Origin of the sequence: Micromonospora sp. SD12 (assembly GCF_052068495.1) — a bacterium.
GTDB lineage: Bacteria > Actinomycetota > Actinomycetes > Mycobacteriales > Micromonosporaceae > Micromonospora > Micromonospora echinofusca.
Genome location: NZ_JBQHDF010000014.1, coordinates 65,160 through 91,355 on the forward strand (window position 1 = coordinate 65,160; position 26,196 = coordinate 91,355).

General features: G+C 73.4%; 24 protein-coding genes. 15 read left to right on the plus strand and 9 right to left on the minus strand.

Features of this window, described 5'->3' with window-relative positions:
• Positions 1-7: 7 nt before the first annotated feature.
• From ACTMS2_RS22605 to ACTMS2_RS22665, 13 genes are all read left to right on the plus strand, one after another.
• Positions 8-1,246 carry an amidohydrolase family protein gene (locus ACTMS2_RS22605; RefSeq protein WP_441177178.1) on the plus strand — a complete coding sequence of 413 codons (1,239 nt, stop codon included), beginning with the start codon at positions 8-10 and terminating at the stop codon, positions 1,244-1,246.
• Complete coding sequence (locus tag ACTMS2_RS22610; protein WP_441177179.1) at positions 1,243-2,889, plus strand: DUF885 domain-containing protein; 1,647 nt, start codon at positions 1,243-1,245, stop codon at positions 2,887-2,889. Before ACTMS2_RS22605 ends, ACTMS2_RS22610 begins: the two co-directional genes overlap by 4 nt.
• A gap of 36 nt (positions 2,890-2,925) precedes the next feature.
• The gene (locus ACTMS2_RS22615) at positions 2,926-3,303 is read left to right on the plus strand and encodes a nuclear transport factor 2 family protein (protein ID WP_441177180.1); all 378 of its coding nucleotides are present in this window, start codon (positions 2,926-2,928) and stop codon (positions 3,301-3,303) included.
• Complete coding sequence (locus tag ACTMS2_RS22620; RefSeq protein ID WP_441177181.1) at positions 3,300-3,626, plus strand: TIGR04076 family protein; 327 nt, start codon at positions 3,300-3,302, stop codon at positions 3,624-3,626. Before ACTMS2_RS22615 ends, ACTMS2_RS22620 begins: the two co-directional genes overlap by 4 nt.
• Entirely contained in the window at positions 3,623-4,627 is a 1,005-nt protein-coding gene (locus ACTMS2_RS22625; RefSeq protein WP_441177182.1) for an LLM class flavin-dependent oxidoreductase, read from the plus strand. Before ACTMS2_RS22620 ends, ACTMS2_RS22625 begins: the two co-directional genes overlap by 4 nt.
• A gap of 173 nt (positions 4,628-4,800) precedes the next feature.
• Complete coding sequence (locus tag ACTMS2_RS22630) at positions 4,801-7,185, plus strand: discoidin domain-containing protein (RefSeq protein ID WP_441177183.1); 2,385 nt, start codon at positions 4,801-4,803, stop codon at positions 7,183-7,185.
• A gap of 57 nt (positions 7,186-7,242) precedes the next feature.
• Positions 7,243-9,288, plus strand: coding sequence for a glycosyl hydrolase family 28-related protein (locus tag ACTMS2_RS22635; RefSeq protein ID WP_441177184.1), 2,046 nt, complete (start codon positions 7,243-7,245; stop codon positions 9,286-9,288).
• Between the two features lie 274 nt (positions 9,289-9,562).
• Entirely contained in the window at positions 9,563-10,237 is a 675-nt protein-coding gene (locus ACTMS2_RS22640) for a tryptophan 2,3-dioxygenase family protein (RefSeq protein WP_357723029.1), read from the plus strand.
• A 109-nt stretch (positions 10,238-10,346) separates the two neighbouring features.
• A complete protein-coding gene (locus ACTMS2_RS22645) occupies positions 10,347-11,696 on the plus strand; it encodes a tryptophan 2,3-dioxygenase family protein (protein WP_441177185.1) in 1,350 nt (449 codons plus the stop codon).
• Entirely contained in the window at positions 11,693-12,865 is a 1,173-nt protein-coding gene (locus ACTMS2_RS22650) for an aminotransferase class V-fold PLP-dependent enzyme (RefSeq protein ID WP_441177186.1), read from the plus strand. The genes ACTMS2_RS22645 and ACTMS2_RS22650 overlap by 4 nt, the downstream gene beginning before the upstream one ends.
• Complete coding sequence (locus ACTMS2_RS22655; protein ID WP_441177187.1) at positions 12,862-13,893, plus strand: methyltransferase; 1,032 nt, start codon at positions 12,862-12,864, stop codon at positions 13,891-13,893. Before ACTMS2_RS22650 ends, ACTMS2_RS22655 begins: the two co-directional genes overlap by 4 nt.
• Positions 13,894-14,001: 108 nt before the next feature.
• Positions 14,002-14,373 (plus strand): hypothetical protein, encoded by a 372-nt coding sequence (locus ACTMS2_RS22660; protein ID WP_441177188.1) that lies wholly within the window; start codon positions 14,002-14,004, stop codon positions 14,371-14,373.
• A 141-nt stretch (positions 14,374-14,514) separates the two neighbouring features.
• Positions 14,515-14,931 (plus strand): YchJ family protein, encoded by a 417-nt coding sequence (locus tag ACTMS2_RS22665; RefSeq protein ID WP_441177189.1) that lies wholly within the window; start codon positions 14,515-14,517, stop codon positions 14,929-14,931.
• Positions 14,932-15,054: 123 nt separating this feature from the next.
• Here the strand turns inward: ACTMS2_RS22665 and ACTMS2_RS22670 are convergent, their stop codons facing one another.
• The 8 genes from ACTMS2_RS22670 to ACTMS2_RS22705 all read right to left on the minus strand — a co-directional run bounded on the left by ACTMS2_RS22670 (position 15,055) and on the right by ACTMS2_RS22705 (position 22,734).
• Positions 15,055-15,600, minus strand: a complete 546-nt coding sequence (locus ACTMS2_RS22670) for a gluconokinase (RefSeq protein WP_441177190.1) — start codon at positions 15,598-15,600, stop codon at positions 15,055-15,057.
• Complete coding sequence (manD, locus tag ACTMS2_RS22675; protein ID WP_441177239.1) at positions 15,590-16,924, minus strand: D-mannonate dehydratase ManD; 1,335 nt, start codon at positions 16,922-16,924, stop codon at positions 15,590-15,592. Before manD ends, ACTMS2_RS22670 begins: the two co-directional genes overlap by 11 nt.
• Entirely contained in the window at positions 16,852-17,805 is a 954-nt protein-coding gene (locus ACTMS2_RS22680; RefSeq protein ID WP_441177191.1) for a sugar kinase, read from the minus strand. Before ACTMS2_RS22680 ends, manD begins: the two co-directional genes overlap by 73 nt.
• Complete coding sequence (locus ACTMS2_RS22685; protein WP_441177192.1) at positions 17,802-18,440, minus strand: bifunctional 4-hydroxy-2-oxoglutarate aldolase/2-dehydro-3-deoxy-phosphogluconate aldolase; 639 nt, start codon at positions 18,438-18,440, stop codon at positions 17,802-17,804. Before ACTMS2_RS22685 ends, ACTMS2_RS22680 begins: the two co-directional genes overlap by 4 nt.
• Positions 18,441-18,444: 4 nt before the next feature.
• Entirely contained in the window at positions 18,445-19,593 is a 1,149-nt protein-coding gene (dgoD, locus tag ACTMS2_RS22690) for a galactonate dehydratase (RefSeq protein ID WP_441177193.1), read from the minus strand.
• Between the two features lie 7 nt (positions 19,594-19,600).
• On the minus strand, positions 19,601-20,416 hold the full coding sequence (locus tag ACTMS2_RS22695) for a carbohydrate ABC transporter permease (protein WP_441177194.1): 816 nt from the start codon (positions 20,414-20,416) through the stop codon (positions 19,601-19,603).
• The gene (locus ACTMS2_RS22700) at positions 20,413-21,363 is read right to left on the minus strand and encodes a carbohydrate ABC transporter permease (RefSeq protein WP_441177195.1); all 951 of its coding nucleotides are present in this window, start codon (positions 21,361-21,363) and stop codon (positions 20,413-20,415) included. Before ACTMS2_RS22700 ends, ACTMS2_RS22695 begins: the two co-directional genes overlap by 4 nt.
• Before the next feature lie 81 nt (positions 21,364-21,444).
• Complete coding sequence (locus ACTMS2_RS22705; protein ID WP_441177196.1) at positions 21,445-22,734, minus strand: ABC transporter substrate-binding protein; 1,290 nt, start codon at positions 22,732-22,734, stop codon at positions 21,445-21,447.
• Positions 22,735-22,879: 145 nt separating this feature from the next.
• On the opposite strand from ACTMS2_RS22705, the gene ACTMS2_RS22710 reads away from it, so the two are divergent.
• Positions 22,880-23,641, plus strand: coding sequence for a FadR/GntR family transcriptional regulator (locus tag ACTMS2_RS22710; protein WP_441177197.1), 762 nt, complete (start codon positions 22,880-22,882; stop codon positions 23,639-23,641).
• 225 nt (positions 23,642-23,866) lie between these two features.
• Entirely contained in the window at positions 23,867-24,583 is a 717-nt protein-coding gene (locus ACTMS2_RS22715) for a hypothetical protein (RefSeq protein WP_441177198.1), read from the plus strand.
• 196 nt (positions 24,584-24,779) lie between these two features.
• On the opposite strand, the gene ACTMS2_RS22720 is transcribed toward ACTMS2_RS22715, so the two are convergent.
• A complete protein-coding gene (locus tag ACTMS2_RS22720) occupies positions 24,780-26,186 on the minus strand; it encodes an MFS transporter (RefSeq protein WP_441177199.1) in 1,407 nt (468 codons plus the stop codon).
• Positions 26,187-26,196 lie beyond the last annotated feature (10 nt).

Genomic DNA, 26,196 nt, shown 5'->3' on the forward strand with positions numbered 1-26,196 from the left:
ACACCGCATGCACATCCCCACCGAACAGGTCCTGGTCAACCTCGCGCTCTACGACGGCGTACGCGACGACGTGCAGCGCGACAGCGGCGTCTGGATCGGCGCCGACGGCACGATCCGCGCGGTCGGGCCGGTCGACGACGTCCTCGCCGAGGCCGGCGACGCCCGGGTGGTCGACCTGCACGGCGACCACGTCATGCCCGGCCTGACCAACATGCACGTGCACCTCTCGCTCGGGCTGCCCGGCCACTTCGGCGACGAGGTGCACCGGTCGAACCTGGCCGAGCTGGTGCTGCTGATGGCCGACTCGGCGCGCCGGACCCTGCACTCCGGGGTCACCACCGCCCGGCTCGTCGGCGAGAGCCGCTACGCCGACTTCGCCCTGCGCAAGGGCATCGAGCGCGGCGCGGTGGACGGCCCGCGGATCTTCACCGCCGGGCACGCCCTCTGCTGCACCGGCGGGCACGGCTGGGAGGCCGACGCCCTGGAGGCCGACGGGGCGGACGGGTTCCGCCGGCTCACCCGGCAGCAGATCCGGGCCGGTGCCGACCTGATCAAGGTGTGCATCTCCGGCGGCATCGCCGGCGAGTTCGAGTCGATCGACACCCCCCAGCTGCTCGACGACGAGCTGGCGGCCGTGATCCGGGTGGCCCACGACTGGGGCCGCAAGGTGACCGCGCACGCCGGCCCGGCCGAGTCGGTGCGCCGCGCCGTCGAACTCGGCCTGGACTGCGTCGAGCACGGCTACGAGCTGACCGACGAGGTGACCCGGCTGATGGCCGAGCGCGGCGTCTGGTACGTCCCGACCATCGTGGTCAGCCGCTGCGAGCAGTTCTTCCGGGACGCCGGCGTGCCCGGCTGGCTGATGGACCGCGCCCTGTCGGCCGGGCCCCGGCACTGGGAGAGCCTCCAGCACGCCATCCGCAACGGCGTGCCGATCGCGCTGGGCAGCGACATGCCGCCGCACGCCGGCTACGACGAGACGACCGCCACCGTGCGGGAGCTGGAGTTCATGGTGGACGCCGGGATGCCCGTCGCCGACGCGCTGAAGTCCGCCACCATCCGCCCCGCGCAGTGGCTGGGTCAGGCCGACACGCTCGGCAGCGTCGAGGTCGGCAAGCACGCCGACCTGCTGGTCCTGCGCGACGACCCCACCCGTTCGGTGTCCGCGCTGCGCAGCCTGCACGCCGTGCTCAAGGGCGGGGTGTCGTACCGCGACGACCACGGCCGCCTGCGGGACGCGCGATGACCACGATCGTCGAGGTCGCCGACGGGTACCTCGACGCGCTCGCCGAACTGGATCCGGAGGCCGCCGAGGCGGCGGGGCGTACCCCCGACTCGCACTTCGCGGACCTCTCCCCCGACGGCTTCGCCGCCCGCGCGGAGCTGGCCCGCCGCACCGCCACGGCGGCGGCCGGCGCCAGCGCCGACGGCACCGCGCAGCGGGCCCTCGCGGGCGCGCTGACCGACCGGCTGGCCAGCGAGGTCGACCTGTACGACGCGGGCTTCACCACCCGGCTGCTGGCCCCGCTGGCGACGCCGGTGCACCTGGTCCGGCAGGTCTTCGACAACCTGCCGCGCGACAGCGAGCGGGACTGGGCGGTCGTGGCCGCGCACCTGCGCCGGGTGCCGACGGCGCTCGGGCAGTACGCCGAGACGCTGCGCCGCTCGGCCGGGCGGGGGCAGCTCGTCGCGCGCCGGCAGGTGCTGGCGGTCGCCGACCAGTGCACCGCCTGGGTCACCTCCGACGACTTCTACGGCCGGCTGGTGGCCGGGTGTCCGGACGGGCCGATGGCCGGGGAGCTGGCCGTCGGGGCGCGGTCGGCCGCCACCGCGACGGCGGACTTCGCCGCGTTCCTGCGTACCGAGCTGGCGCCCCGGGCCACCGAGGTCGACGGCGTCGGCCGCGACCTGTACGCCGTCACCGCGCGCAGCTTCCTCGGCGCGAGCGTCGACCTGGACGAGCTGTACGCGTACGGCTGGGAGGAGCTGGCCCGCACCGCCGCCGAGCAGCGCGCGGTCGCCGCCGAGCTGGGCCACCCGGACGTGGCGTCGGCGCGGGCCGCGCTGGACGCCGACCCCGCCGGCCGGGTGCCGGTCGGGCCCGACCTGGAGCGCTGGCTGCGCGAGCGCACCGAGCGGCTCACCGACGCTCTCGACGGTGCGCACTTCGACATCCCGGCCGCCACCCGCCAGGTGGTGTGCCGGATCAGCCCCGCCGCCTCCGGCGTCATGTACTACACCCCGCCCGACGCCGGGCTGACCCGCCCGGGCGGGATCTGGTGGTCGACGCCCCCCGGCGAGTCGACGGTGCCGGTGTGGCGGCACGTCGGGACGCTCTGCCACGAGGGGCTGCCCGGGCACCACCTCCAGCACGCGATCACCCTCACGACCGCCGGCCTGCACCCGTGGCAGCGTTCGCTGTGCCAGGTGCACGGGTACGCCGAGGGCTGGGCGCACTACGCCGAACGCCTCGCCGACGAGGTGGGCCTCTACGCCGGCCCGGCCGAGCGGCTCGGGATGCTCGACGGGCAGATGTGGCGCGCCGCCCGGGTGGTCATCGACCTCGGCCTGCACCTGGACGTGCCGATCCCGACCGGGACCGGCTTCACCGACGCGCGGCGGTGGACCCCCGCGCTGGCCGTGGACTTCCTGGCCCGCGTCGCCGGGCTGGACCCGGCGACCGCACGCTTCGAGGTCGACCGCTACCTCGGCTGGCCGGCGCAGGCGCTGGCCTTCAAGGTCGGGGCGCGGCTGTGGCAGCAGGCCCGCCGGGAAACCGAACGACGGGAGGGCTCGGGGTTCGACCGCAAGCGGTTCCACCACCGCGCCCTGCGGCTCGGCCCGATGGGGCTCGATCCGTTGCGCGCCCGCCTCGCCGAACTCTCCTGATCCACCCCCGTCCGCCCCGACCGGAAGCGAGTCCCGATGACCGTTGACGATCTCACCGCCGCCATCACCGACATGTACCGGTCGTTGGGCGACCGCGCGGCGTTCGACGCCCGGCTGCACCCCGACCTGACGATCTGGGAGTCCGACGCGCCCGACCTGCTCGACGGTCTGGCCGCCCTCGACGACCTGCGGGACCGTCGGGCGTCCGCCCGGGCAGCGGCCGCGCCTCCGACCTCGGTCGCCCCCGAGCAGTTGCGCACCGAGGCGTGGGGCGACACCGGCCTGGTCCGCTACGTGCTGCGGGCCCGGTACGCGGCCGGGCAGCCGGACGAGTGCTTCCGGGTGACGGACGTGCTGCGCCGCGACGAGCGGGGCTGGCGGATCGTGCACCACCACGCGGAGGCGCTGCGATGAGCGCCGAGGAACCGGTCACCGACCTGTACGACCTGCGGGTCGTGGTGGAACGCATCGAGGGCCGCTCCGTCTGCGGCCTCCAGCCGGGGGACTACATCGACCTGACCGAGTCGAACCGGCTCCGCATCCCCACGGGCAAGCACTTCTGCCTGTACGCCCTGGCGGCGTGCGTGCCGCTGCTGCCGGCCAAGCAGCGACCGCTGCCGCCGGAGGACTGGCTGGCCCGCGACTGCCACGTGGCCTGCCCCGACCCGGACGAGCGGGTCATCATGCGCATCGAGCGGACCGCCCGGCGACGGATCCCGACGGAGGAACTGACGTGAGCACCGACGAGGGTCGCCGACTGGTCGGCATCGGACTCCAGTCCGACAAGAGCGCCGACGAGTACGCGGCGCTGGCCGAACTCGCCGAACGGCACGGCTTCGACGTGCTGTCGGTCTTCGGCGACCTGATGTACCAGCCGCCGTTCTTCCCCCTGCTGGTGGCCGCGCGGCACACCCGGCGGATCCGGCTCGGGTCGGCCTGCCTCAACCCGTTCACCATGCACCCGGTGGAGATCGCCGGGCAGGTCGCCGCCCTGGACCTGGCGTCGAACGGGCGGGCCTACCTCGGGCTGGCCCGGGGCACCTGGCTGGACCAGGTCGGGGTGGCACAGGCCCGGCCGCTGCGGCGGATCGCCGAGACCGTCGAGGTGGTGCGGCTGCTGCTGTCGCGCGACGACCGGGGCTTCGCGGGCCGGGAGTTCACGGTGGCCCCCGGCACGGCCCTGCGCTACGCCCCGGTCCGCGCCGACGTGCCCGTCCTGGTGGGTACGTGGGGGCAGCAGACCGCCCGGACGGCCGCCGCGTTCGCCTCGGAGATCAAGGTCGGCGGGTCGGCCAACCCCGCGATGGCCAAGACGATGCGGGCCTGGCTGGACGACGCCACGCCCGCCGGCCGGGATCAGGTGGGTGTGGTCATCGGGGCGGTGACCGTGGTGGACGAGGATGGCGCCCTGGCCCGCCGGGTGGCCCGTACGGAGGTCGCCATGTACCTGGCGGTCGTCGCCGCCCTCGACCCGAACGTCGACATCGACCCGGAGCTGCTGGCGCGCATCCAGCGGCACGTCGCCCGCCAGGAGCACGACGTGGCCGGCGCGCTGATCGGCGGGGACCTGCTGGACCTGTTCGCCTTCTCCGGCACTCCCGAGCACGTCGCGGCGCAGGCCGCGGCGGTGTTCGACGCCGGGGCGACCCGGGTGGAGTTCGGCACCCCGCACGGGTTGACCCCGACCGGCGGGGTCGACCTGCTCGGCCGCCGGGTACTGCCGCTGCTGCGGGGATGACGCCGTGACGGGGGCGGGCGTGCACCGGCCCGCCCCCGGCACGGGCCCCGCCGCCCCACGCCGTTTGCATCTGCAGTCGATTTCTTTCGGCTTTGGATTCGACTCTTGCGTTCACAAGTCCACTGCTGACACCATGCCCATCGATACCTTTCCGTATCGGAGGGAGCAGGGCCATGGCGGTGTCGCGCCGGAGACTGATCGGATCCCTCGCCGCGGGCTCGGCCCTCGCCGCCGTCGCCCCGACCGACCTGGTGGCGGCCCTGCGTGGCACGGCGTACGCGGCCAGCCCGCCGGGCGACGTCGTCGGCAAGATCTCGGTCGGCTACCAGGGCTGGTTCAGCTGCCCCGGTGACGGCGCGCCCATCGGCGGCTGGTGGCACTGGAGCCGCGACCGGTTCCAGTCGCCCTCCCCCGCCAACACCACCATCGTCTCCTGGCCCGACATGCGGGAGTACGCCCGCGCCTACACCACCGCCTACCCGCCGCTCGGCAGCGGCCAGCCGGCGCAGCTCTTCTCCTCCTACGACCAGCAGACCGTCGACACCCACTTCCGCTGGATGCGCGAACACGGCTGTGACACCGCCGCCCTGCAACGGTTCAACCCGTTCGGCGACGAGGGGCCGACGCGCGACGCCATGGCGGGCAAGGTCCGGGGCGCGGCCGAACGCCACGGCCGCAAGTTCTACCTCATGTACGACGTCACCGGCTGGACGGCGATGCAGTCCCAGATCAAGGAGGACTGGCTGAACCGGATGTCCGCGCACACCGCCTCCCCGGCGTACGCGCGGCAGAACGGCCGGCCCGTGGTCTGCGTCTGGGGCTTCGGCTTCAACGACGACGGCCGTCCCTTCGCCCCCGCCGCCTGCCTCGACGTCGTCAACTGGTTCAAGGCCCAGGGCTGCTACGTCATCGGCGGCGTGCCGACGTACTGGCGGCAGGGCGTCAACGACTCCCGGCCGGGCTTCTCCGAGGTCTACCACGCGTTCCACATGCTCTCGCCGTGGATGGTCGGCCGCACCGGCACCCTCGACGGGCTCGACTGGTTCCACACCAACGTCAACGTCCCCGACCTGGCCGACTGCGCCGCGCACGGCATCGACTACCAGCCCTGCGTGATGCCGGGCGACCTGTCGGCCGGGCACCGCCGCCACGGCGACTTCTACTGGCGGCACCTCTACAACATGACCCGGCTCGGCGCACAGGGCCTCTACGTGTCGATGTTCGACGAGTTCAACGAGGGCAACCAGATCGCCAAGACCAGCGAGACGCAGGCGGGCACCCCGGCGGGGGCGGGCATCCGCGCGCTGGACGAGGACGGCGTCGCCTGCTCCGCCGACTACTACCTGCGGATCACCGCCGACGGCGGCCGGATGTTCAAGGGCCAGCTCGCCCTGACCCCCGTACGGCCGACGCCGCCCGTCGTCGGCGGCGGCCCGGCGCCCGGGGGCGACCTCGCCGCCGGCCGGCCGGCGTCGGCGGGCACCCAGAACGGCCCGTTCGCCGCCGGCAACGCCGTCGACGCCGATCCGAACAGCTACTGGGAGTCCACCAACGGCGCCTTCCCCCAGTGGTGGCAGGTCGACCTCGGCGCGGCCCACACGGTGACCCGGATCGTGCTGGCCGTGCCGGCCGGCTGGGAGGCGCGCACCCAGACGCTGACGGTGCAGGGCAGCACCGACGGCGCGACCTTCCGCACGCTCGCCGGACCGGCCGGGGTCCGGTTCGACCCCGCCACCGGCAACACCGCGGCCCTCACCGTGCCGGCGGCCACCGCCCGGCACGTGCGGGTGACCGTCACCGCCAACACCGCCTGGCCGGCGGCCCAACTCGCCCGCGTCGGGGTGTACGCGGCGACCGGGACGCCCACCCCGCCCACGCCGCCGGGCGGCCTCACGGTGACCGGCCGCACCTCGACCAGCGTGTCGCTGGCCTGGACGGCGTCGACCGACGCCGACGGCGTGACCGGCTACCAGGTGCGCCGCGACGGGCAGACCGTGGCGTCCGTCCCGGGCACCTCCGCCACCGTGGGCGGGCTGACGCCCCGCACCGCGTACACCTTCACGGTCGTCGCCGTGGACGGGGGCGGCACCCTGTCGGCGCCGTCCACCGCGGTGTCGGTGACCACCGACCCGGCGCCCGGGGCCGACCTCGCCCGGGGCCGGCCGGTGACGGAGAGCAGCCACGTCCAGACCTACGGCTGCGCCAACACCGTCGACGGTGACGCCGACACCTACTGGGAGAGCGCCGGCAACGCCTTCCCGCAGTGGGTGCGGGTCGACCTCGGCACGGTCGTCGAAGTCGGACAGGTCGTGCTCCGGCTCCCGCCCGCCGCCGCCTGGCGGCGACGCACCCAGACGGTCGCGGTCGAGGTGAGCCCGGACGGCACCGCCTGGAGCACGCCCGTCGCGCCGGCCGGCCGGGTCTTCGATCCGGCCACCGGCAACCGGGTGACGCTCGCCGTCCCGGCGACGCGCGGCCGGTACGTGCGGATCCGCGTCACCGGCAACACCGGCTGGCCGGCGGCGCAGCTGTCCCAGCTTGAGGTGTACGCCGCATAGCGGCGGTCACTGCCGGCCGCGCGGCCGGACCCGTCCCACCACGAGAAGAGTCAGGTCATGCCCCTGAGCAGATATTCGCCGCCCGGACCGTCGTCGCGGCGACGGCCCCGGGCGGCGGTCGCCGCCACCGTCGCGCTCGCCACCGCCCTCGGCGTCCTGGCCGGCGCGCCCGGCCCGGCCACCGCCACCCCACCCGCCGGCACCGGGCCGGTCGTCACCAGGGCCGGCCTCGACCCGCACCTGGTCGCGGGGCGCGGCGCCGACGTCGACTTCGTCGAGCAGGAGGCGGAGAACGCGACCACGGACGGCGAGGTCATCGGCCCCGACCGCACCGCCTACACGCTGCCGGCCGAGGCCTCCGGGCGCAGCGCGGTCCGGCTGACCCCCGGCCGGTACGTCGAGTTCGTCCTGCCCCGCGCGGCCAACGCGATCACCGTGCGCTACAGCATCCCCGACGCCCCTCGGGGCGGCGGCATCACCGCCCCGCTGGACGTGGCGGTCAACGACCGGCGGGTCCGGACGATGACCCTCACCTCGCAGTACGCCTGGCTCTACAACCAGTATCCGTTCTCCAACGACCCGACCGCCGGGCTGCTGCACCCGGACTGGTGGATCACCGAGTGCTCGTGCGTGCCGGCGGCCACCACGCCGTACCCGAGCATCCCCACCCCGTTCCGCCCCAGCCACTTCTACGACGAGCAGCGGCTGCTGCTCGGCCGGACGTACCGGGCGGGCGATCGGATCCGGCTCACCGCCCCGGCGGGCAGCAACGCCGCGTGGACGGTGATCGACCTGCTCGACTCCGAACTCGTCGGTCCCCCGCGCGTGCGGCTGCGCGCCGCGAACGTCCTGGCCTTCGGCGCCGATCCGACCGGCCGCCGCGACTCCGCCGCCGCCCTGGACCGGGCCATCGCCTTCGCCCGGCGGGTAGACGTGCCGGTCTACCTGCCCCCTGGCACGTACCAGGTCAACCGGCACATCGTCGTCGACGACGTGACCATCGAGGGCGCCGGCAACTGGTACACGATCGTCAAGGGGCGCGAGGTCGCGCTGCCCACGCCCGCGCCGGACGGCTCGGTGCACACCGGCGTCGGCTTCTACGGCAGGAGCGCCGCCGAGGGCGGCAGCCGCAACGTGCACCTCTCAGGCTTCGCCATCGAGGGCGACGTGCGCGAGCGCATCGACACCGACCAGGTCAACGCGATCGGCGGCGCGATGAGCGACTCCACCATCGACGGCCTGCACCTGCGCCACACGAAGGTGGGCATCTGGTTCGACGGACCGATGACCAACGTACGGGTCACCGACACGATCATCGTCGACCAGATCGCGGACGGGCTCAACTTCCACACCGGCGTCACCGACTCGCTGGTCGCGCACACCTTCGTCCGCAACACCGGCGACGACGGGCTCGCCATGTGGTCGGAGAAGGTCGGCAACGCCCGCAACCGGTTCGACCACAACACCGTGCAGTCGCCGGTGCTGGCCAACGGCATCGCCCTCTACGGCGGCACCGACCTCACCGTGTCGCACAACCTGGTCGCCGATCCGGTACGCGAGGGCAGCGCGATCCAGGTCGGGTCCCGCTTCGGCGCGCAGCCCTTCACCGGGCGGCTGCTGATCACCGGCAACACCACCGCCCGCGCCGGCACGTACGAGCTGAACTGGAAGATCGGGCTGGGGGCCATCTGGTTCTACGCGCTCGACCGGGACATCGACGCGACCGTCGACGTGATCGGGGACAGCTACCTCGACAACACGTACAACGCCATCATGCTGGTCAGCGACTGGCCGGTGAAGGACCTGCACTCGATCACCGGTGTCCGGTTCCAGGACGTCCGGGTCGACGGCACGGGCACCTCCGTGCTGAGCGCCCGCGCGGCGGGCTCGGCCTCGTTGCGCAACGTCGACGCCCGCAACGTCGGCGCCGTCGGCGTCAACAACTGCGGGTCGTTTAACTTCCCGGCGACCGGCTCGGAGTTCGCCCTCACCGATCTCGGCGGCAACGACGGCGGCTGGCTGGCCCCGTGGCAGCTGCCGAACACCATCACCTGCGAAGACCGTCCGCCGGTCGTGTCGCCGCCACCACCGTCGCGCTGGTGAGACACGGCCGTCGGCGGCGCGCCGACGGGGCGCGCGCCGCCGACGGCCGTGTGACATGTCAGCCGCTCACCGCTATTGACCCGTGTTGATCTATGTGCTATTCCGCCGCCTTTATACATCGCAGAAAATGGCGGAAACCTCCCCTTTCCGGAGTCGGACACGGCCCGCGACGAAGGCGTGACACATTGCCTTTCGTCGTTGCATAATGGCCGCCGCACGCGCTGTCGGGCCAACGGTTCCCGACGCAGCGACGCTGACCGAAGGGGACAATTCCGTGAAGCGGGACCACTCACCTGTTCTTCCTGGCGACGGCGCCACGGACTACGCGCGCTACATGCGCACGGACGCGCTGCTCGACCTGCAACGGAGCCCGGCGGAGATGATCCACCGCGACGAGCTGCTCTTCCAGGTGGTGCACCAGTCCACCGAGCTGTGGCTCAAGCTCGCGGCGGCGGAGCTGACCGAGGCGGTCGCCCGGATCCGCGCCGGCGAGCCCGCGGCGGCCGAGCCGCTGCTGACCCGGGCGACCCTCGGGGTACGGCTGATCACCGACCAGCTGGAGATGTTCCGACACCTCTCCCCGGCCGCCTTCGAGGCCATGCAGCCCGCGCTGGGCAAGGGTTCCGGCGCCGAGTCGCCGGGCTGGCGGCGGGTCCAGGCGGCCAGCCGGCAGCTCGGCCTGGCGTTCACCGACCACCTCGCCGCGCATGGCACCGCCCTGGCCGAGCTGCGCCGGGCGGACCCGACCGACCCCGTCCACCTGCTCGCCGAGGCGATGATGGAGTGGGACGAGCGGGTGTCGCTGTGGCGGGTGCGGCACTACCAGGCCGCCCTGCGCGTCGGCGGGCACGCCCCCGACGGCGCCGAGGCGACCGTGCTCGCCAAGCTCATCGGGCACCGGTTCTTCCCGGAACTGTGGCAGGCCCGCGTGAAGACCCTGCACGGGTGAAAGCGACCGTTCCCGTGCCGAGCGGTCGCCGCAATCCCCACCCACCCCTCAATTTGTCAATTGTCTCCCCGTCCACGGTTGACACGAGCCGAATGTCGAGGTGCGGTTCGTGCGTGAACTGACGAGTTGGTTGTCGGGCGCCGCCGAGGCGGACGATTTTCCCTATTCTCCCGTGCTGGCCGAGTTCCACCGGGTCGGCAAACACTTCGTAGAAAAGGAACTCCTGGCGCTGCTGGACCACGTCCGGGCCCAGGTGAGCGCCCCGGTCCCCGGCCCGCCGACGCCCGCGGTCCGGCAGTTGCGCGACTTCCTCGACGTCGCGCTCGACAAGTGGGACGGCCGCTACGACTACCGCAGCTACCTGGGGCTGCGCCTGCTCCGGCTGCCCTGCGGGGCGGACGACGGACCGGACGACCGGCCGGGCGGCGCGGACGACGATCCCTACGGCGCGGACGACCGGCCGGGCAGCACGCAGGCGGTGCACGCCGGCGGGCCGGCCGCACACCCCGACCGCACCCGCCGCGACCGCGACCGGCTGCTCGTCCGCCTGGTCGCCGACGCGCTGGCGTTCGAGGCGGCCGCCGCGTCGGACGCGACCGACCTGCTGCCCGAGGACCGGCCGGGCCGGGAGGTGGTGGCCAAGCGTCACCGGCTCGGCGTACGGGCCGCGGCCCCCGCCCTCGCCCGCCTGGGCCTGGCCGGGGCGGCCCACCACCCGGAGCCGGCGGCCGTGCTGCGCGCCCTCGCCGCCGACCGCGCCCCCGCCGGGGAGCCGGCACTGTGGCTGAGCATGCTGCCGGTCTACGTCTCGCACGACGAGTACCTGTTCATCCGGGTGCTCCAGGCGTACGAGTGCCTCTTCGCGGGGCTGGTCGACGAACTGCGGGCCACGATCGCCGCCCTGGCCGCCCGTCGGGCGCGGGCGGCAGCCGACCGGCTGGCGTACGCCTGCCAGCAGCTCACCGCCGCCGGGCCGCTGTTCTCGCTGCTGGCCACCATGCAGCCGGCGGCGTTCCGGACGTTCCGTCAGTACACCGAGGGGGCCAGCGCCATCCAGTCCCGCTCCTACAAGCTGATGGAGTCGCTGTGCCGCACCCCGGAGGCGGCGCGGCTGGACTCGCCCGCCTACCAGCAGGTGCCGGAGGTACGCGAGCGGGTGCACGCCGGGCAGCCGTCGGTCGACGAGGCGTTCCGGGCCGCGGTGCGCGCGGGCCTGCTCACCGGGGCGGACGTCGACCTGGTGGCCCGGGCCATGGGCGCGTTCGCGGCGGCCGTGCTCCAGTGGCGGCGCACCCACCACCGGCTGGCCACCCGGATGCTCGGGCCGCGCCCCGGCACCGGCTACACCGAGGGCACGCCCTACCTGGCCGCCGTGCGGTCCATCCCGGTCTTCAGCTCCGTCACCCCCGACCCGGATCCCTCCTCAGGGACCGCACCGAGCGGAGGCAGCCCCGAATGATGTCGCCCGAACCGGCACCCGACACGTCCGGGTGCCTCGACGCCGGCGCCCAGGCCGCCCTGCGCGCCGAGTTCCCGCTGCTGTCGACCTGCGTCTACCTGAACAACAACTCCACCGGGGCGGCGCCGAGGGGCGCTGAGCACGTGCTCACCGGCTACTGGGAGACGCTGCGCGGCTGGCGCGACGAGGTGTGGCAGGACTGGCACGTCGGCCTCGACCGGTACGCCGACTCGATCGCCGCCCTCATCGGCGCGCCACCGGGCAGCGTGGTCACCGACGCGAACCTGAGCACCCTGCTCGCCCGGGTCGCGTCCTGCTTCGACTACCGCGCCCCACGCGACCGGGTCGTCACCACCGACCTGGAGTACCCGACCGTGCCGTTCATCTTCACCGCGTTCCGCCGCTACGGCGCGCGCCTCGACGTCGTGGGGTCGGGCGGCCCGAGCTTCGACGAGGACGCCCTCGAGGCGCGGATCGACGAGCGGACGCTGCTCGTGTGCGTCCCGCACGCCAGCTTCTCCTCCGGCGCCACCATCGACCTGCCCCGACTGGTGCGCCGCGCACACGACGTCGGCGCCCTGGTGGTCGTCGACGCCTTCCAGACCGTGGGCGTCGTGCCGCTGGACGTGACGGCGCTCGGCGTCGACGTCGTGCTCGGCGGCGCGCACAAGTGGCTGTGCGGGGTCGGCACCGCCTTCCTGTACGTCCGCCCGGACCTGACGGCCCGGCTGGAACCGGCGGCGACCGGCTGGCAGGCCGGCGACCGGGCGCTGACCTTCCAGCCGTCGGCGGGCTGGGCGCCCGGCGCCCGGCGCTTCGCCGGCGGGACGCCGTACCCCCTCACCTCGCTGGTCTCCCAGGTCGGACTGGACCTGCTGGCGGGGGTGGGCGTCCCCGCGATCCGGCGGCACTCGCTCGCCTGCACGTCCCGGGTCCTCCAGCGGGCGGCGGCGGCCGGCATCCGCGTGGTCAGCCCGGTCGAGCCGCACCGGCGCGGCGGCGTGGTCTGCCTCGACGTCGCCGACGGCGAGGCGGTCAAGCGGCGACTGCTCGCGCGGGACATGGTCTGCAGTTGGCGGGGCTACCTGCGCATCGGCCCGCACGTCTACAACACCCTCGAGGAGATCGACGCGTTCATGGACGCGCTGGAAGAGGAGCTGGACCGGTGAACGTCACCCTGTCACCGCGGGCGCTGATGAGCCTGCTCGCCAACGGGCCCAAGGCCATGGACGTCCTGGAGACCGCACTCGGCATGGGCCTGCTCGACGCCCTGGAGCCGGGGCCGGCCCGCCTCGGCGACCTCGCCGAGCGCTTCGACGTGCGGCCCCTGCGGCTCTACAAGTTCCTCGACTGCCTGGAGAGCCTCGGCTTCGTCGCGCGCAGCGAACCAGGCGACGACATCGCCTCGGCCACGTACCGGGCGGCGCCCGGGCTGCGCGACGCCGTGGCGGCGGTGGTCGGCCCGGACGCCATCGAACGGGACCGGGACCGCTACCCCTGGCGGCGGCTGCACGGCCGGCTGGGCGAGAGCCTGCGCGGCGAGGTCAGCATGGGCGACGACGATTTCGCCTGGCCGCCGAAGACCGACGAGCAGACCGCCGACTTCGAGCGCAGCATGGCCGTCGGTCTCGGCCCGGTGATCGAGGCGGTGCACCGCAACGCCGACCAGCTGTGGTCGGACCGGCGTCGCCTGCTGGACGTCGGCGGGGGCGACGGCACGCTCGCCGCGCACGTCCTCGACGACGCCCCGGGGCTGCGGGTCGACGTGTACAATTTGCCGGCCGTGGCGCCGCTGGTGGCGGCCACCCGGGTCCGCACGGGGCACGTGGACCGGCTGGGGTTCGTCGGCGGTGACTTCCTCGCCGAGCCGCTGCCGCCGGGCTACGACGCCATGGCGTTCGTCCGGGTGCTGCACGACTGGCCGAACGAGGTCGCCCGCCGGCTGGTGGAGAAGGCGTACGCGGCCCTGGAGCCGGGCGGGATGCTGCTGATCTGCGAGGAGTTCCGCACCCCGGACCGGCTGGCGATGCAGTTCTTCTGGAGCTACTTCCTCATCGGGGTCGACACCTGCGTGAGCCGGCTGCGGGAGGTCGAGTTCTACACGGGCCTGCTCAAGGAGGTCGGCTTCGAGCGGGTGACGGTGCTGCCCGGCGGCTGGGAACTGGTCTGCGCGTACAAGCCGGCGACCGGGACGTGACGCGCGGCGCGGGGGCCGGGCCGGCTCCCGCGCCACGTCGGCCCCGGCGTTTGACCACCGGGGCCGGGGGAAGACCGTGCGCCCAGGGCCGATTCCCGAGGAGCGACGATGGCGGACGCAGGACGGGCCAGGAAGGCCACCGGGGCGCGCAAGGCCCCGATGAAGCGGGCGGCGGCGGCGAAGAAGGTGGCGACGGCCACGAAGCGGGCCACCGGGGCGACCGCGGCCAGGTCCCCGGGGGAGAAGCCGACCCCGACGACCGCCCGCGTGGCCCGGAAGAAGGACACCTCGGCCACGGCGGCCCCGGCCCGCGCCCGCAAGGCGCCCGCCACGGCCGCGCCGGCGAAGAAGGCACCCGCGAAGAAGGCGGCGAAGGCCGCGGCGACCCGCGCCGGCGCGGCCTCGAAGGCCCCCGCCCGCAAGGCGACGACCATGGAGTCGTTCGGCACCCGACGGGCGCCCCGGACGAGCGCCGGCTGAGCCGGGACCACGACGCCCGGGCGACGGTCGGCCGGGGCCACGCCCCGTGCCGTCCCGGTCGGCCGCCCGCCGCACCGCACCGGCCCGCGCGCGGCCGGGGTCCGGACGCCGGCCGCGCGGGCCGTCGGCCAGAATGGGCCGGTGGCGAAGCGACCCCGCCGGCGGACGGCCGACGACCCGGACCGGCCCTGCCCCTGCGGCTCCGGCCAGCCGTACGCGGGATGTTGCGGGCGGCTGCACCGGGGCGAGGCGGAAGCGGCGACGGCCGAGGCGCTGATGCGGTCGCGCTACAGCGCCTTCACCGTCGGCGACACCGCGTACCTGCTGCGCAGCTGGCACTCCTCGACCCGACCGCGCCGGCTCGACCTCGATCCCGGCCAGCGCTGGACGGGCCTGGAGATCGTCGGCACCGACCGGGGCGGGCTGTTCGACGCCACCGGCACCGTCGAGTTCCGGGCCCACCACCGCGCCGGCGGCCGGCCGGGCACGCAGACCGAGCGCAGCCGGTTCGTCCGCGAGGAGGGCCGCTGGGTCTACCTCGACGGGTCGCCCGACTGACGGCGACCGGCCCACCCGCCCGGGACCGGTCTGCCGCCCGCTCGCGACTGCCAGCGGTCGGCGCACCCGCGCCGAGACCGGCTGCCCGGTCGCGGCGCCGGGGGCACCGCGACCGGGACACGCTCAGCCGGTGGCGGCGACGCCGCTCGCCAGGCCGAGCCGGTCGACCGCCGCCGAGACGAGCTCGTCCGGCGTGAGCGCCACGTCCAGCACCAGCACCGACTCGTCCGGGTGGGGCTGTTCCAGGGTGGCCAGCTGCGACGCCAGCAGGCTCGGCGGCATGTAGTGCCCGGCGCGGCGGGCCATCCGCTCCCGGATCACCTCGGCCGCGCCGTCCAGGTGGACGAACTCGACGCTCGGCGGCCCCTGGCGCAGCACGTCGCGGTAGGACCGCCGCAGCGCCGAGCAGGCCAGCACCGTCGACACGCCCTCGGCGGCGCGCGCGGCCATCCAGCCGGCGAGATCGCGCAGCCAGGGCAGGCGCGCGACGTCGTCCAGCGGCACGCCGGCCCGCATGCTCGCCACGTTGGCCGGCGGGTGGAACTCGTCGGCCTCGGCGAAGATCAGTCCGGTACGGGCGGCGATACCCCGGGCCACGGTCGTCTTCCCGGCCCCGGACACCCCCATGACGACCACGTGCCGCGTCGGGGGCGCGCCCTCACCAGTCATGGACCGTGCCGTCCTGGAGCCGGTTGAACGGCAGGTACGCCGGCACGTACGGGAACTTCGCGGCGGCCTCCTCGTCCAGCTCGACGCCGAGCCCGGGCTGCTCCCCCGGGTGCAGGTAGCCGTCGGCGAAGGTGAACGCCTGCCGGAACACCTCGTTGGTGAGCGCCCCGTGCTGCATGTACTCCTGGATGCCGAAGTTGTGGATGGCCAGGTCCAGGTGCAGGGCGGCGGCCATGCCGACCGGCGAGATGTCGGTCGGGCCGTGGATGCCGGACTTGATCTGGTACTGGGCGGCGAAGTCGAGCAGCTTGCGCATGGCCGTGATGCCGCCGGTGTGGGTGACGGCGGAGCGGACGTAGTCGATGAGCTGCTCACGGATGAGCGTCTGGTAGTCCCAGACGGTGTTGAAGACCTCGCCGATCGCCAGCGGCGTGGTGGTGTGCTGGCGGACCAGCCGCAGCGCCTCCTGGTTCTCCGCCGGGGTGCAGTCCTCCAGCCAGAACAGGTCGTACGGCTCCAGCGCCTTGCCGAGCTTCGCGGCCTGGATGGGGGTCATCCGGTGGTGGCCGTCGTGCAGCAGCGGCAGCTCCGGGCCGAACTCGTTGCGGACGGCCTCGAACACCCCGGGCAGGTGGCGCAGGTAGGAGCGGGTGTCCCAGTCCTCCTCGGCCGGCAGCGGGGTGCGCTGCGCGGGCTCGTAGTCGTAGCGCTTGCCGTCGGCGCTGGGCTGGGCGGCGACGCCGTACACCGCGTTGATGCCCGGCACCGAGGTCTGCACCCGGATGGAGCGGTAGCCCTGCTCGAGGTGCCGGCGGATCGAGTCGAACAGCTCCGGCAGGTCCCGGCCGGAGGCGTGGCCGTACGCCATGATGCCGGTGCGCGACGCACCGCCCAGCAACTGGTAAAGCGGCATGCCGGCGACCTTGGCCTTGATGTCCCACAGGGCCACGTCGACGGCCGCGATGGCGGCCATGGTGACCGGACCGCGACGCCAGTACGCCGAGCGGTAGAGGAACTGCCAGGCGTCCTCGATGCGGTGCGCGTCGCGGCCGATCAGCAGCGGCACGACGTGGTCGCGCAGGTACGAGGCGACCGAGAGTTCCCGTCCGTTGAGGGTGCCGTCGCCCAGGCCGGTGACGCCGTCCTCCGTGGTGATCTTCAAAGTGACGAAGTTGCGGTCGGGGCTGGAGACGATGACGTCAGCGGCGACGATCTTCACGGGGTGCCTTTCTTCTTCGGGGTGCTCGGCGGCTAACGGAGGACGTCTCCGGCCTCGTGACCGTCGAGGAGGGACAGTTCGGCACGGCGCGGCAGCCCTTCCCAGTCGCCGGGGCTGGAGACCGCGAAGGCGCCGAGGGTGGCGGCGCGGCGCAGCCGGCCGGCCAGGTCGAGCCCGTCGAACCAGCCGGAGAGGTAGCCGGCGGTGAACGCGTCCCCGGCGCCGACGGCGTCGACGGCGGTGACGCTCAGCGCCCCGACGCGCTCGACGCCCTCGCGGGTGTGCGCACGGGCGCCGTCGCCACCCAGCTTGACCAGGACCGTGTCCACGCCGCGGTGCAGCAGGTCCGCCACGACGGTGGACTCGTCGGCCCCGGGGTCGCCGACGAGGTCCAGCTCGTCGGCGGAGGCCACGACGATCGAGGCGTACCCGGCCAGCGGGGTGAGCACCTCGCGGGCGGTGTCGCGGGACCAGAGGCGCTCGCGGTGGTTGACGTCGAGGCAGACCGGTACGCCCGCGGCGACGGCGGCCTCGGCTGCCCACCGGGTGGCCGAGCGGGCGGTGCCGGACAGTGCCGGGGTGATCCCGCTCAGGTGCAGCATCCGCGCGCCGACGGCCAGCGGCGCCCGCAGGTCGTCGACGTCGAGGGCGGACCCGGCCGATCCGGCCCGGTGGTACTGCACCCGGGTCAGGTCGGCGGTGCGCCGCTCCAGGAACATCAGGCCGGTCGGCCGGTCCGGGTCGCGGGTCACGCCGTCGACGGCGACGCCCTCGGCGCGCAGCTGCCGCAGCACGTACTCGCCGAACTCGTCGGCGCCGAGGCGGCCGACCCAGGCGGCGCGGTGGCCCAGCCGGGCCACCGCCACGGCCACGTTGGACTCGGCGCCGGCCAGGTGCATGGTGAGCGACCCCCCGGCGGCGAGCGGGCCGGCCGAGCGCAGCGACACCAGGGCCTCGCCGACGGTGAGCAGGTCCGGTGCGGTCATGACGCGGTCGACTGCCGCACGGCGGCGAGGTAGGTGCGCGCCCGCGCCCGCAGGGCGTCCAGGTCGCCGCCGGAGGCGGCGTCGCCGACCAGGGGACCGCCGAGGCCGACCGCGATCGCGCCGGCCCGCAGGTAGCCGGGCACGTCGTCCAGGCCGACGCCGCCGACGGCGACGAACGGGATGTCCGGGAAGGGGTCGCGCACCGCCCTGAGGTACGCGGGGCCGCCGACCGACGCCGGGAAGAGCTTGACCGCCGACGCACCCATCCGCACCGCCGTGTACGCCTCCGTCGGGGTGAGCGCCCCGGCGGCGACCGGCAGGCCGCGCCGGGCCGCCTCGGCGATCGACTCGACCACGGCGGGCGTGACCACGAACTGCGCGCCCGCGGCGGCCACGTCCGCGACGTCGGCGGTGGTCAGCACGGTACCGGCGCCGACCAGCGCTCCGGCGGGGGCAGCGGCGCGCAGCGCCTCGATCGCGCGCAGGGCGTCCGGGGTGGTCAGGGCCACCTCGACGAGGCGTACGCCCTCCTGGAGCAGGGCGGTGCCGGCGGCGATCGCGGCGGTGGTGTCGGTGCCGCGGATGATCGCGAGGATGCGGGCGTCGGTGAGGTCGGCGGTGAGGTTGACGGTCATGAGATCACCATTCCGCGTAGGAGCCGTCGCGGTGCCGCCACGTGGGGCTGCGCCACGCGTGTCCGCGCTTGTCCGCCGCCCGTACGGCGTGCTCGTCGATCTCGATGCCGAGGCCGGGTGCCGTGAGCCGCTCGACGTACCCGTCGACGAACGTCAGCGGGGTCTTGTCGAGGCAGTAGTCGAGCACCTCGGCGCCGAGGTTGTAGTGGATGCCGATGCTCTGTTCCTGGATCAGGTAGTTCGGCGTGGCGAAGCCGACCTGGAGGCAGGCGGCGAGCGCGATCGGCCCGAGCGGGCAGTGCGGGGCGAGCTGCACGTCGTACACCTCGGCCAGCGCGGCGATCTTGCGCACCTCGGTGATGCCGCCGGCGTGCGACAGGTCCGGCTGGGCGACCGCGATGCCGGCCTGGAGCACCGGCAGGAACTCCTGCCGGTTGTAGAGCCGCTCCCCCGTCGACACCGGCGTGGTGGTGGAACGGACGAACTCGCCGATGAGGTGCGAGTTCTCCGGCACCACCGGCTCCTCCAGGAAGAACGGCCGGTACGGCTCGAGCAGCGGGGCGACCCGGCGGGCCGTGGCGAGGGTGAACCGGCCGTGGAAGTCGACCGCCACGTCCCGCTCGTCGCCGAGCACCTCGCGGGCGGCGGCCACCCGCTGCACCACGCCGTCGATCTCGGCGACGGACGCCACGGTGCTCATCCGGCCGGAGGCGTTCATCTTCACCGCGGTCAGGCCGGTGGCGACGGCGGCGGCGATCTGGTCGCGTACCTCGCTCGGCTCGTCGCCGCCGACCCAGCCGTAGACCCGGATCCGGTCCCGGACCGGGCCGCCGAGCAGCTGGTGCACCGGCGCGCCGAAGTGCTTGCCGGCGATGTCCCACAGCGCCTGGTCGAGCCCGGCCACCGCGCTGGCCAGAATCGGCCCGCCCCGGTAGAACGAACCCTTGGTCATGACCTGCCAGTGGTCCTCGATGCGCAGCGCGTCCTTGCCGATCAGCAGCTCGCTGAGCTGCTCGACGGCGGTGCGGACGGTCTCGGAGCGGCCCTCGCAGGTCGCCTCGCCCCAGCCGACGATCCCGCTGGAGGTCTCGACCCGGACGAACAGCCAGCGCGGGGCGACGAGGAAGGTCTCCACCCGTGCGATCGTGGTCATGGTGTCCTCAACCCTTCGTGGCGCCGGCGGTGAGGCCGGAGACGACGTACTTCTGCACGAACAGGGCGATCAGCATGATCGGCAGGGTGACCACGGTCGCCGCCGCCATCAGGCCGCCCCAGTCGATGCTGGCGTAGCCGACGAAGTCGAAGATCGCCACCGGGAGCGTCTTGGTGTCGGCCCCGGACAGCACGAGGGCGAACATGAAGTTGTTCCAGGAGAAGATGAACGACAGGATGCCGGCGGTGGCGATGCCCGGCACCGACAGCGGCAGGGTGATCCGCCGGAACGCGCCGATGTGGGTCAGCCCGTCGACGAGCGCCGCCTCCTCGAGCTCGGTCGGCAGGCCGTCGAAGTAGCCCATCATGATGTAGACGATCAGCGGCAACGACACGAACATGTGGCTGAGGATCAGCACGGTGAACCCGCCGACCATCTGCAGGTTCGAGAAGACGTAGTACCAGGGCACCAGCAGTGAGACGCCGGGGATGACCCGCGCCATGAGCACGACCAGCGCCGACTTCTTCATGTTGAAGCGGCTCATCGAGTACGCGGCGGGCATCCCGAGCAGCAGCGACAGCACGGTGGCGGCGAGCGCCACCCAGAGGCTGTTGCCGATGAACTGGATGTAGTTGGCCTGCTGGAGGACGTTGGAGTAGTTGTCCAGCGTCGGGGAGAAGACGAACGCCTTCTCGGTGTCGTAGATGTCGACGTTCGTCTTCAACGACGCGGCGACCATCCAGACCAGCGGCGCGATCAGCGACAACACCACGAGGACGAGGGCAACCGTCCGGAAGACCTTGTACGGCCTGCGCAGCTTCATCGGTTCAGCCCCTTCTTGCGGTAGGTCAGGGCCCACATCACCCCGATGATGATCAGGAAGAAGATGATGAGGACGGTCGATGAGACGCCGTAGTCGTTGTAGTCGAAGCTGAGGCCGTAGGCGTAGACGTTGAGGGTCTCCACCTCGTGGAACGACCCGCCGCCGCGCCCCTTGGTGGCGTAGAGGATGTCGAAGGTCTTCAGCGCGTCGATGCCGCGCAGCAGGATCGCCACGATCACGGTGGGCATCAGCAGGGGCAGGGTGACGTGCCGGAACCGCTGCCACGTGCTGGCGCCGTCGATCAGTGCCGCCTCCTGCGGCTCGTCGGACAGCGACGTCAGGCCGGCGAGCAGGATCAGCACGACCATCGGCGTCCACTGCCAGATGTCGATGAACATCGTCGTCGGCAGCGCCGAGTTCTGCCCGGAGAGCCAGGGCTGCGGGCCGATGCCGACCCAGCCGAGCACCTGGTTCGCCATCCCGATGTTGGGGTCGAAGATCAGCCGCCACATCATGCCGACCGCGACCGGGGTGGCCACCAGCGGCAGGAGGATCGCGACGCGGACCCACTTCTCACCGCGGAAGGGCCGCCACAGCAGCAGGGCGATCGCCATGCCGAGGACGACCTCGAAGAAGAGCACGACGCCGGTGAAGAGCGCGGTGCGCCACACTGCCGGCCAGAACCGGTCGGTGTCGCCGAGCACGTCGAGGTAGTTCTGGAAGCCGATGAACTCGCTCTCGGCGCGGACCGAGCCCTCGGCGTCGGTCAGGCTGAGGTATCCGGTCCACGCCACCGGAAAGATGATCAGCACCGCGACGAAAATCATGGCGGGTGCCGCGAACAGCCACTTGCGGTGCTCGTTGGCCCAGCGCGACCAGGCCGGGGTCTCGGGGGACGGCGGGCGCGCCTCGGGCGATCGTGTGACGGGTGTGGTGACGGCTGACATGAGGTCTCCGGGTGGGGGGTCAGGGCCAGCGTCCCGACGCGCGGTGGCGGAGCCGGTCGGCTCCGCCACCTGCGGTTCGGGCTACTTCGCCTCGTCGTCGAGGAACTTCTGGAACGCCTCGTTGGCCGCGTCCGCCGAGGCGGCCGCGTCCTTGCCGGTGATCGCGTCGACGATCGGCTGACCGACGATCTCCCGCGCCTGGGCGACCTTCTCGACCAGCGGACGGTCGTGGCCCACGCCGTTGGCGGTGCTGACCGTGGTGGCCTCGGCCAGGTCCTTCGGGTAGGTCGCCGAGCCCTCCGGGTTCTCCCAGACGGAGGTCCGGGCGCTGGGCACGCCGGCCTTCTGCTGCGCCAGCGCCTGCTCCTTGCCGGCCGCCCACTGGATGAACTTCCAGGCGTTGTCCTGGTTCTTCGAGGCCTCGTTGACGCCGAGCGCCCAGGAGGGGATGTTGTACGGCTTCGAGCCGGCCGGGCCGGCCGGGAAGGCCGCGAACCCGACGGTGTCGGAGACCTTCGACTTGGCCGGGTCGGTGGCGTTCTTGTAGAGCGAGTTGGCCTCGGTGTAGAAGGCCGCCTTGCCCTGGGTGAAGATCGCCATCGCCTCGGACCAGCTCATGTCGGTGCTGATGTTCTCCGGGCCGTGCTCACGCAGCAGCCCGCCGTAGTAGGCGTACGCCTGCTTGGCCTGCTCGGTGTTGATCGAGGCCTTGCCGTTGGCGTCGACGAAGTCGCCGCCAAAGCTGTAGAGGAAGCTGGAGAACTGGGTGACGGCGGCGGCCTTGCCGGTACGCGACACGAAGCCCGCCACGCCCGGGTTGTCCGCCTCGACCTTCGCCGCCTGCGCCTTGAGCTCGTCGAGGGTCTTCGGCGGGGCGGTGAAGCCGGACTTCTCCAGCAGGTCCTTGCGGTAGTAGAGGACCTCCTGCTCGGTGATGATCGGCACGCCGACCACCTTGTCCTCGTACGTGGTCGCCTGCACCGGCCCGGACTGGAAGTCACCGACCTCGAACGCGCTGTCCGACTTGCTCTTCTCGGTCAGGTCGGCGAGGTACTTGTTCTTGGCGAACAGCTTCCCCTCCTGAAGCGGCCGGTACATCATCACGTCCAGGTCGGTGGACCCGGCGTTGAGCTTGACGTTGTACTGGTCGGAGAGCTGGTCCTCACCGAGCTGGGTGACCTCCACCTTCAGGCCCGACTGCTTCTCGAACTCCGGCAGCGCCTTCTTGATGTTCTCCGTCCAGACGTGGTTCACCAGCGTCACCCGGACGGTGTTCGAGCCGCCGGCGTCGTCCCCGCCGCCACCGCAGGCGGACAGGCCGAGGGCGACGACCATCGCCAGGGAAGTCCCGATAACTGATCGACGTCTCACGTCCATCTCTCCTTATGCCGTGGCCGTGGCCGCCGCCCCGACGGGTGGGCCGCCACCTCGCGGTTTACATCCGCTTAACTTCGGGATGCTAGGCCGAAAAAGCAGACTTATACAAGAGGTAGACCTAACTGATATGCTCCGTCGCGTGGAATCGTCCTCTCCGGGGGCTGTGGCCGCCCAGCTCGCCCCTGTCGAGGCTGGCCTGCACGCACGCGTCCTCGACCGCCTCGGCACGGCCATCTGCGACGGGGAACTGGCACCCGGGTCGGTCCTCAACATCGACGACCTGGTGGACCGCTACGCGGTGTCCCGCTCGGTCGTCCGCGAGGTGCTGCGCGTGCTCGCCTCGATCGGTTTCATCGAGACCCGCCGCCGCGTGGGGGTCATGATCCGCCCATCGGAAGACTGGAACGTCTTCGATCCGCAGGTGATCCGTTGGCGGCTCGCCTCGGCCGGGCGCATCGTGCAGCTGCGCTCGATCACCGAGTTGCGTACCGCCGTCGAGCCGCACGCCGCCTGGCTGGCCGCCAGCCGGGTCGGCCACGACGAGGCGAGCGACCTGGTCGGGCTGGCGGCGAAGATGTGGGCGGCCGGCAAGGCCGGCGACGAGGAGCGCTTCCTCCAGCTCGACATAGAATTCCACCGCCGGATCCTGGTGGCCTCGGGCAACGAGATGTTCGTCCGGTTGCAGGACCTGATCGCCGAGGTGCTCACCGGCCGGCACCAGCACCACCTCATGCCGCACCACCCGCACGAGCAGGCCCTCCAGTTGCACGCCGAGGTGGCCCAGGCGATCCAGCGGCGCGACGGCGACCGCGCCCGACGGGCCATGGTGCAGCTCATGGAGCAGGCCTTCGACGAGATGAGCTCGATCTGGGAGCAGACCGGCGAGACCGCCGGCGCCTGACCCGCCACCCGCCGACTCCCGGCCGACCCCACGCTGCCGCCGTAGCGGCGTAAGCTGGTGGCGGCGCCGTCCCGCGCCCCACCTCCTTCCCGGTGCCCACGCCACCGGCCTCGCGGAGGCAAAGGGAGCCCCGTGCTCCCGGGACGCCGTGCCACATGCCCTTCTCCGGCGCGGTCGACAGGAGCGTGGGTCCCTGCGACCCGTGCCGTCGACAGGGAGCATGTGATGACGCGTCACAAGTCGTTCAAGAACCGGGTCCGCGCCCGGATGGACAAGACCGGCGAGAGCTACACCGCCGCTCGCCGACAGTTGACCGCCCGGGCCTCCGGAGCCGGGCCCGAGCCGGGGGCCGCGACGCCGCAGCCTCTGTCGCCGCCCGCGGGCGCGACGGGGCAGACCGGGCGGATCTCCGACGCGCTGCTGCGCGAGCGCACCGGCCGCGGCTGGGACGAGTGGTTCGCCCTGCTCGACGCCTGGGGCGCCACCGGGCGTACGCACACCGAGATCGCCCGCTGGCTGGTCACCACACACGAGGTGGCGGGCTGGTGGGCGCAGAGCGTCACCGTCGGGTACGAGCAGACGCGCGGCCTGCGCGCGCCCGGGCAGCGGCGCGGGGGCGACTTCTCCGCCGCCGGCAGCCGGACGGTCGGCGTACCGGTGCAGCGGCTCTTCGACGCCTTCGCCGACGACGCGCTGCGCCGACGGTGGCTGCCCGACACGACGGTCCGCGTCCGCACGGCCACGCCGGCGCGGACGTTCCGGGCCGACTGGGGCGACGGGCCGACCCGGCTCGTGGTGGGCTTCGCGGTCGTCGGCGCGACGAAGTCCCGGGTGTCCGTGCAGCACGAGAAGCTGACCGGGGCGCAGCAGGCGGCGGAGCTGAAGGCGTACTGGCGGGAACGGCTCGCCGCGCTCAAGGTGTTCCTGGAGGAGGAGCGATGAGCACGACGTTCGTGAACCTGCCGGTGCGCAGCCTCGCCGTGGCTACGGAGTTCTTCCGTGCGCTGGGCTTCGCCGCCGACGAGCCGTCCCCGGACGGTTCCGCGACCTCGACGGTCATCAATGGTCGTTTCTGCACCTTCCCGGCTGACGGCGACGAGCCCGGCGGCGGTCGCTCCGGACCGCCGCCGGGCCCCGGTCAGCCGGCGCGCCCGGCGCTCGCCCGCTCCGGCCGGCGGCGCTGCTGCCGGCCGGAGCGGATCACCAGGAGCAGCGCCACGATGAGGTACGGCACCGCGGCCACCGCGAACGCGACCCCGTTGCCGGCCCCGGTGGCGAGCAGTCCGTAGCCGCCGTAGACCGCGATGATCGTGACGTCGGTGGCCATTCCGGCCAACGAGGTGACGGTGGCCCGGCTGGCCCCGGTGATCCGGGCCTGCAACCGGGCGTCGGCGAGCACGGTGGCGAGTTGGAAGCCGCAGAACGCGGCGGCCACCAGCACGAAGCCGAGCGGCCGGGCGAGCAGCGCCCCGGCGGCCAGGGCCACGGCCGACAGCGCCAGCAGGCCGGCGTACCCCCGGCCGGTCAGCCGCTCCCCCGCCGGGGCGAGCAGGCCGCCGACGGCCACCCCCACCCAGGTGAGCAGGAGCAGCAGCGGCACGGTCGCCTCGCCGACGCCGGTGTCGCGGGCCAGCAGCGGGGTGTACTCGTCCAGGGCGCCCCAGACCGCCGCGACGACCGCGACCAGCAGCACCGCCGCGCGCACGGCCCGGTCGGCGTGCACCTCGGCCAGCCCGGCGCGCAGGCTCGCCCACCAGCCGAGGTCCTCGTCGTCGTCCGCCCCGCCGTCGGACCCGGTCGGGTCGGCTCCCGAGCCGGCCACGACGTCGGCGGGCACCGCGTCGGCAGCGACAGCGCCGGCACCGGTGGACGGGCCGATGTTGACGGGCACGGCTTCGGTGGGCACGGCGTTGGCACCGGTGGACGGGCCAACGTCGGCGGGCACGGTCGTCGCGGGCCGGCGGTGCTCCGGCAGGCGGGTGGCGACGGCGGCGGCGAGCAGGCAGGCCAGCACGCTGGCCGCGCCGACGGCCGGGTAGCCGCCGAGGGCGAACGCGGGGCCCGCCAGCAGGATCGAGGCGAGCACGCCGAGCGTCTCGGCGGTCTTCGCCCGGCCGATGACGCGGGCGTAGCGGCCGGCGGCACCGAGGCGGTCCAGTTCCGTGAAGACCAGCGCCTCCAGCGCGCCCGAGGCGAGGGCCCCGCCGGCGCCCCAGAGCACGAACCCGACGGCGAAGGCCGGGTACGAGGGCACGAGCACCCAGAGGGCGAAGCCGGCGGCGGTGACCACCGGCGCGAGGGCGAGCAGCAGCCGCCGCGACACCGCGTCGGCGAACGCGCCGGAGGGCACCTCCAGCAGGATGCTGGCGGCCGACCAGATCACGAACAGCGACGAGATCTGCCAGACAGACAGGCCGGTGTCACTGAACAGCAGCGCGTACAGCGGATAGAGCAGGACGAGTTCGCTGAGGAACGCGTACCCGTAGAGGGTGGCCGCCAGCCGGCGGACGCGCGCGTCGGACACGCGCGGAGGGTGGACAGTCATGGGACCTTCC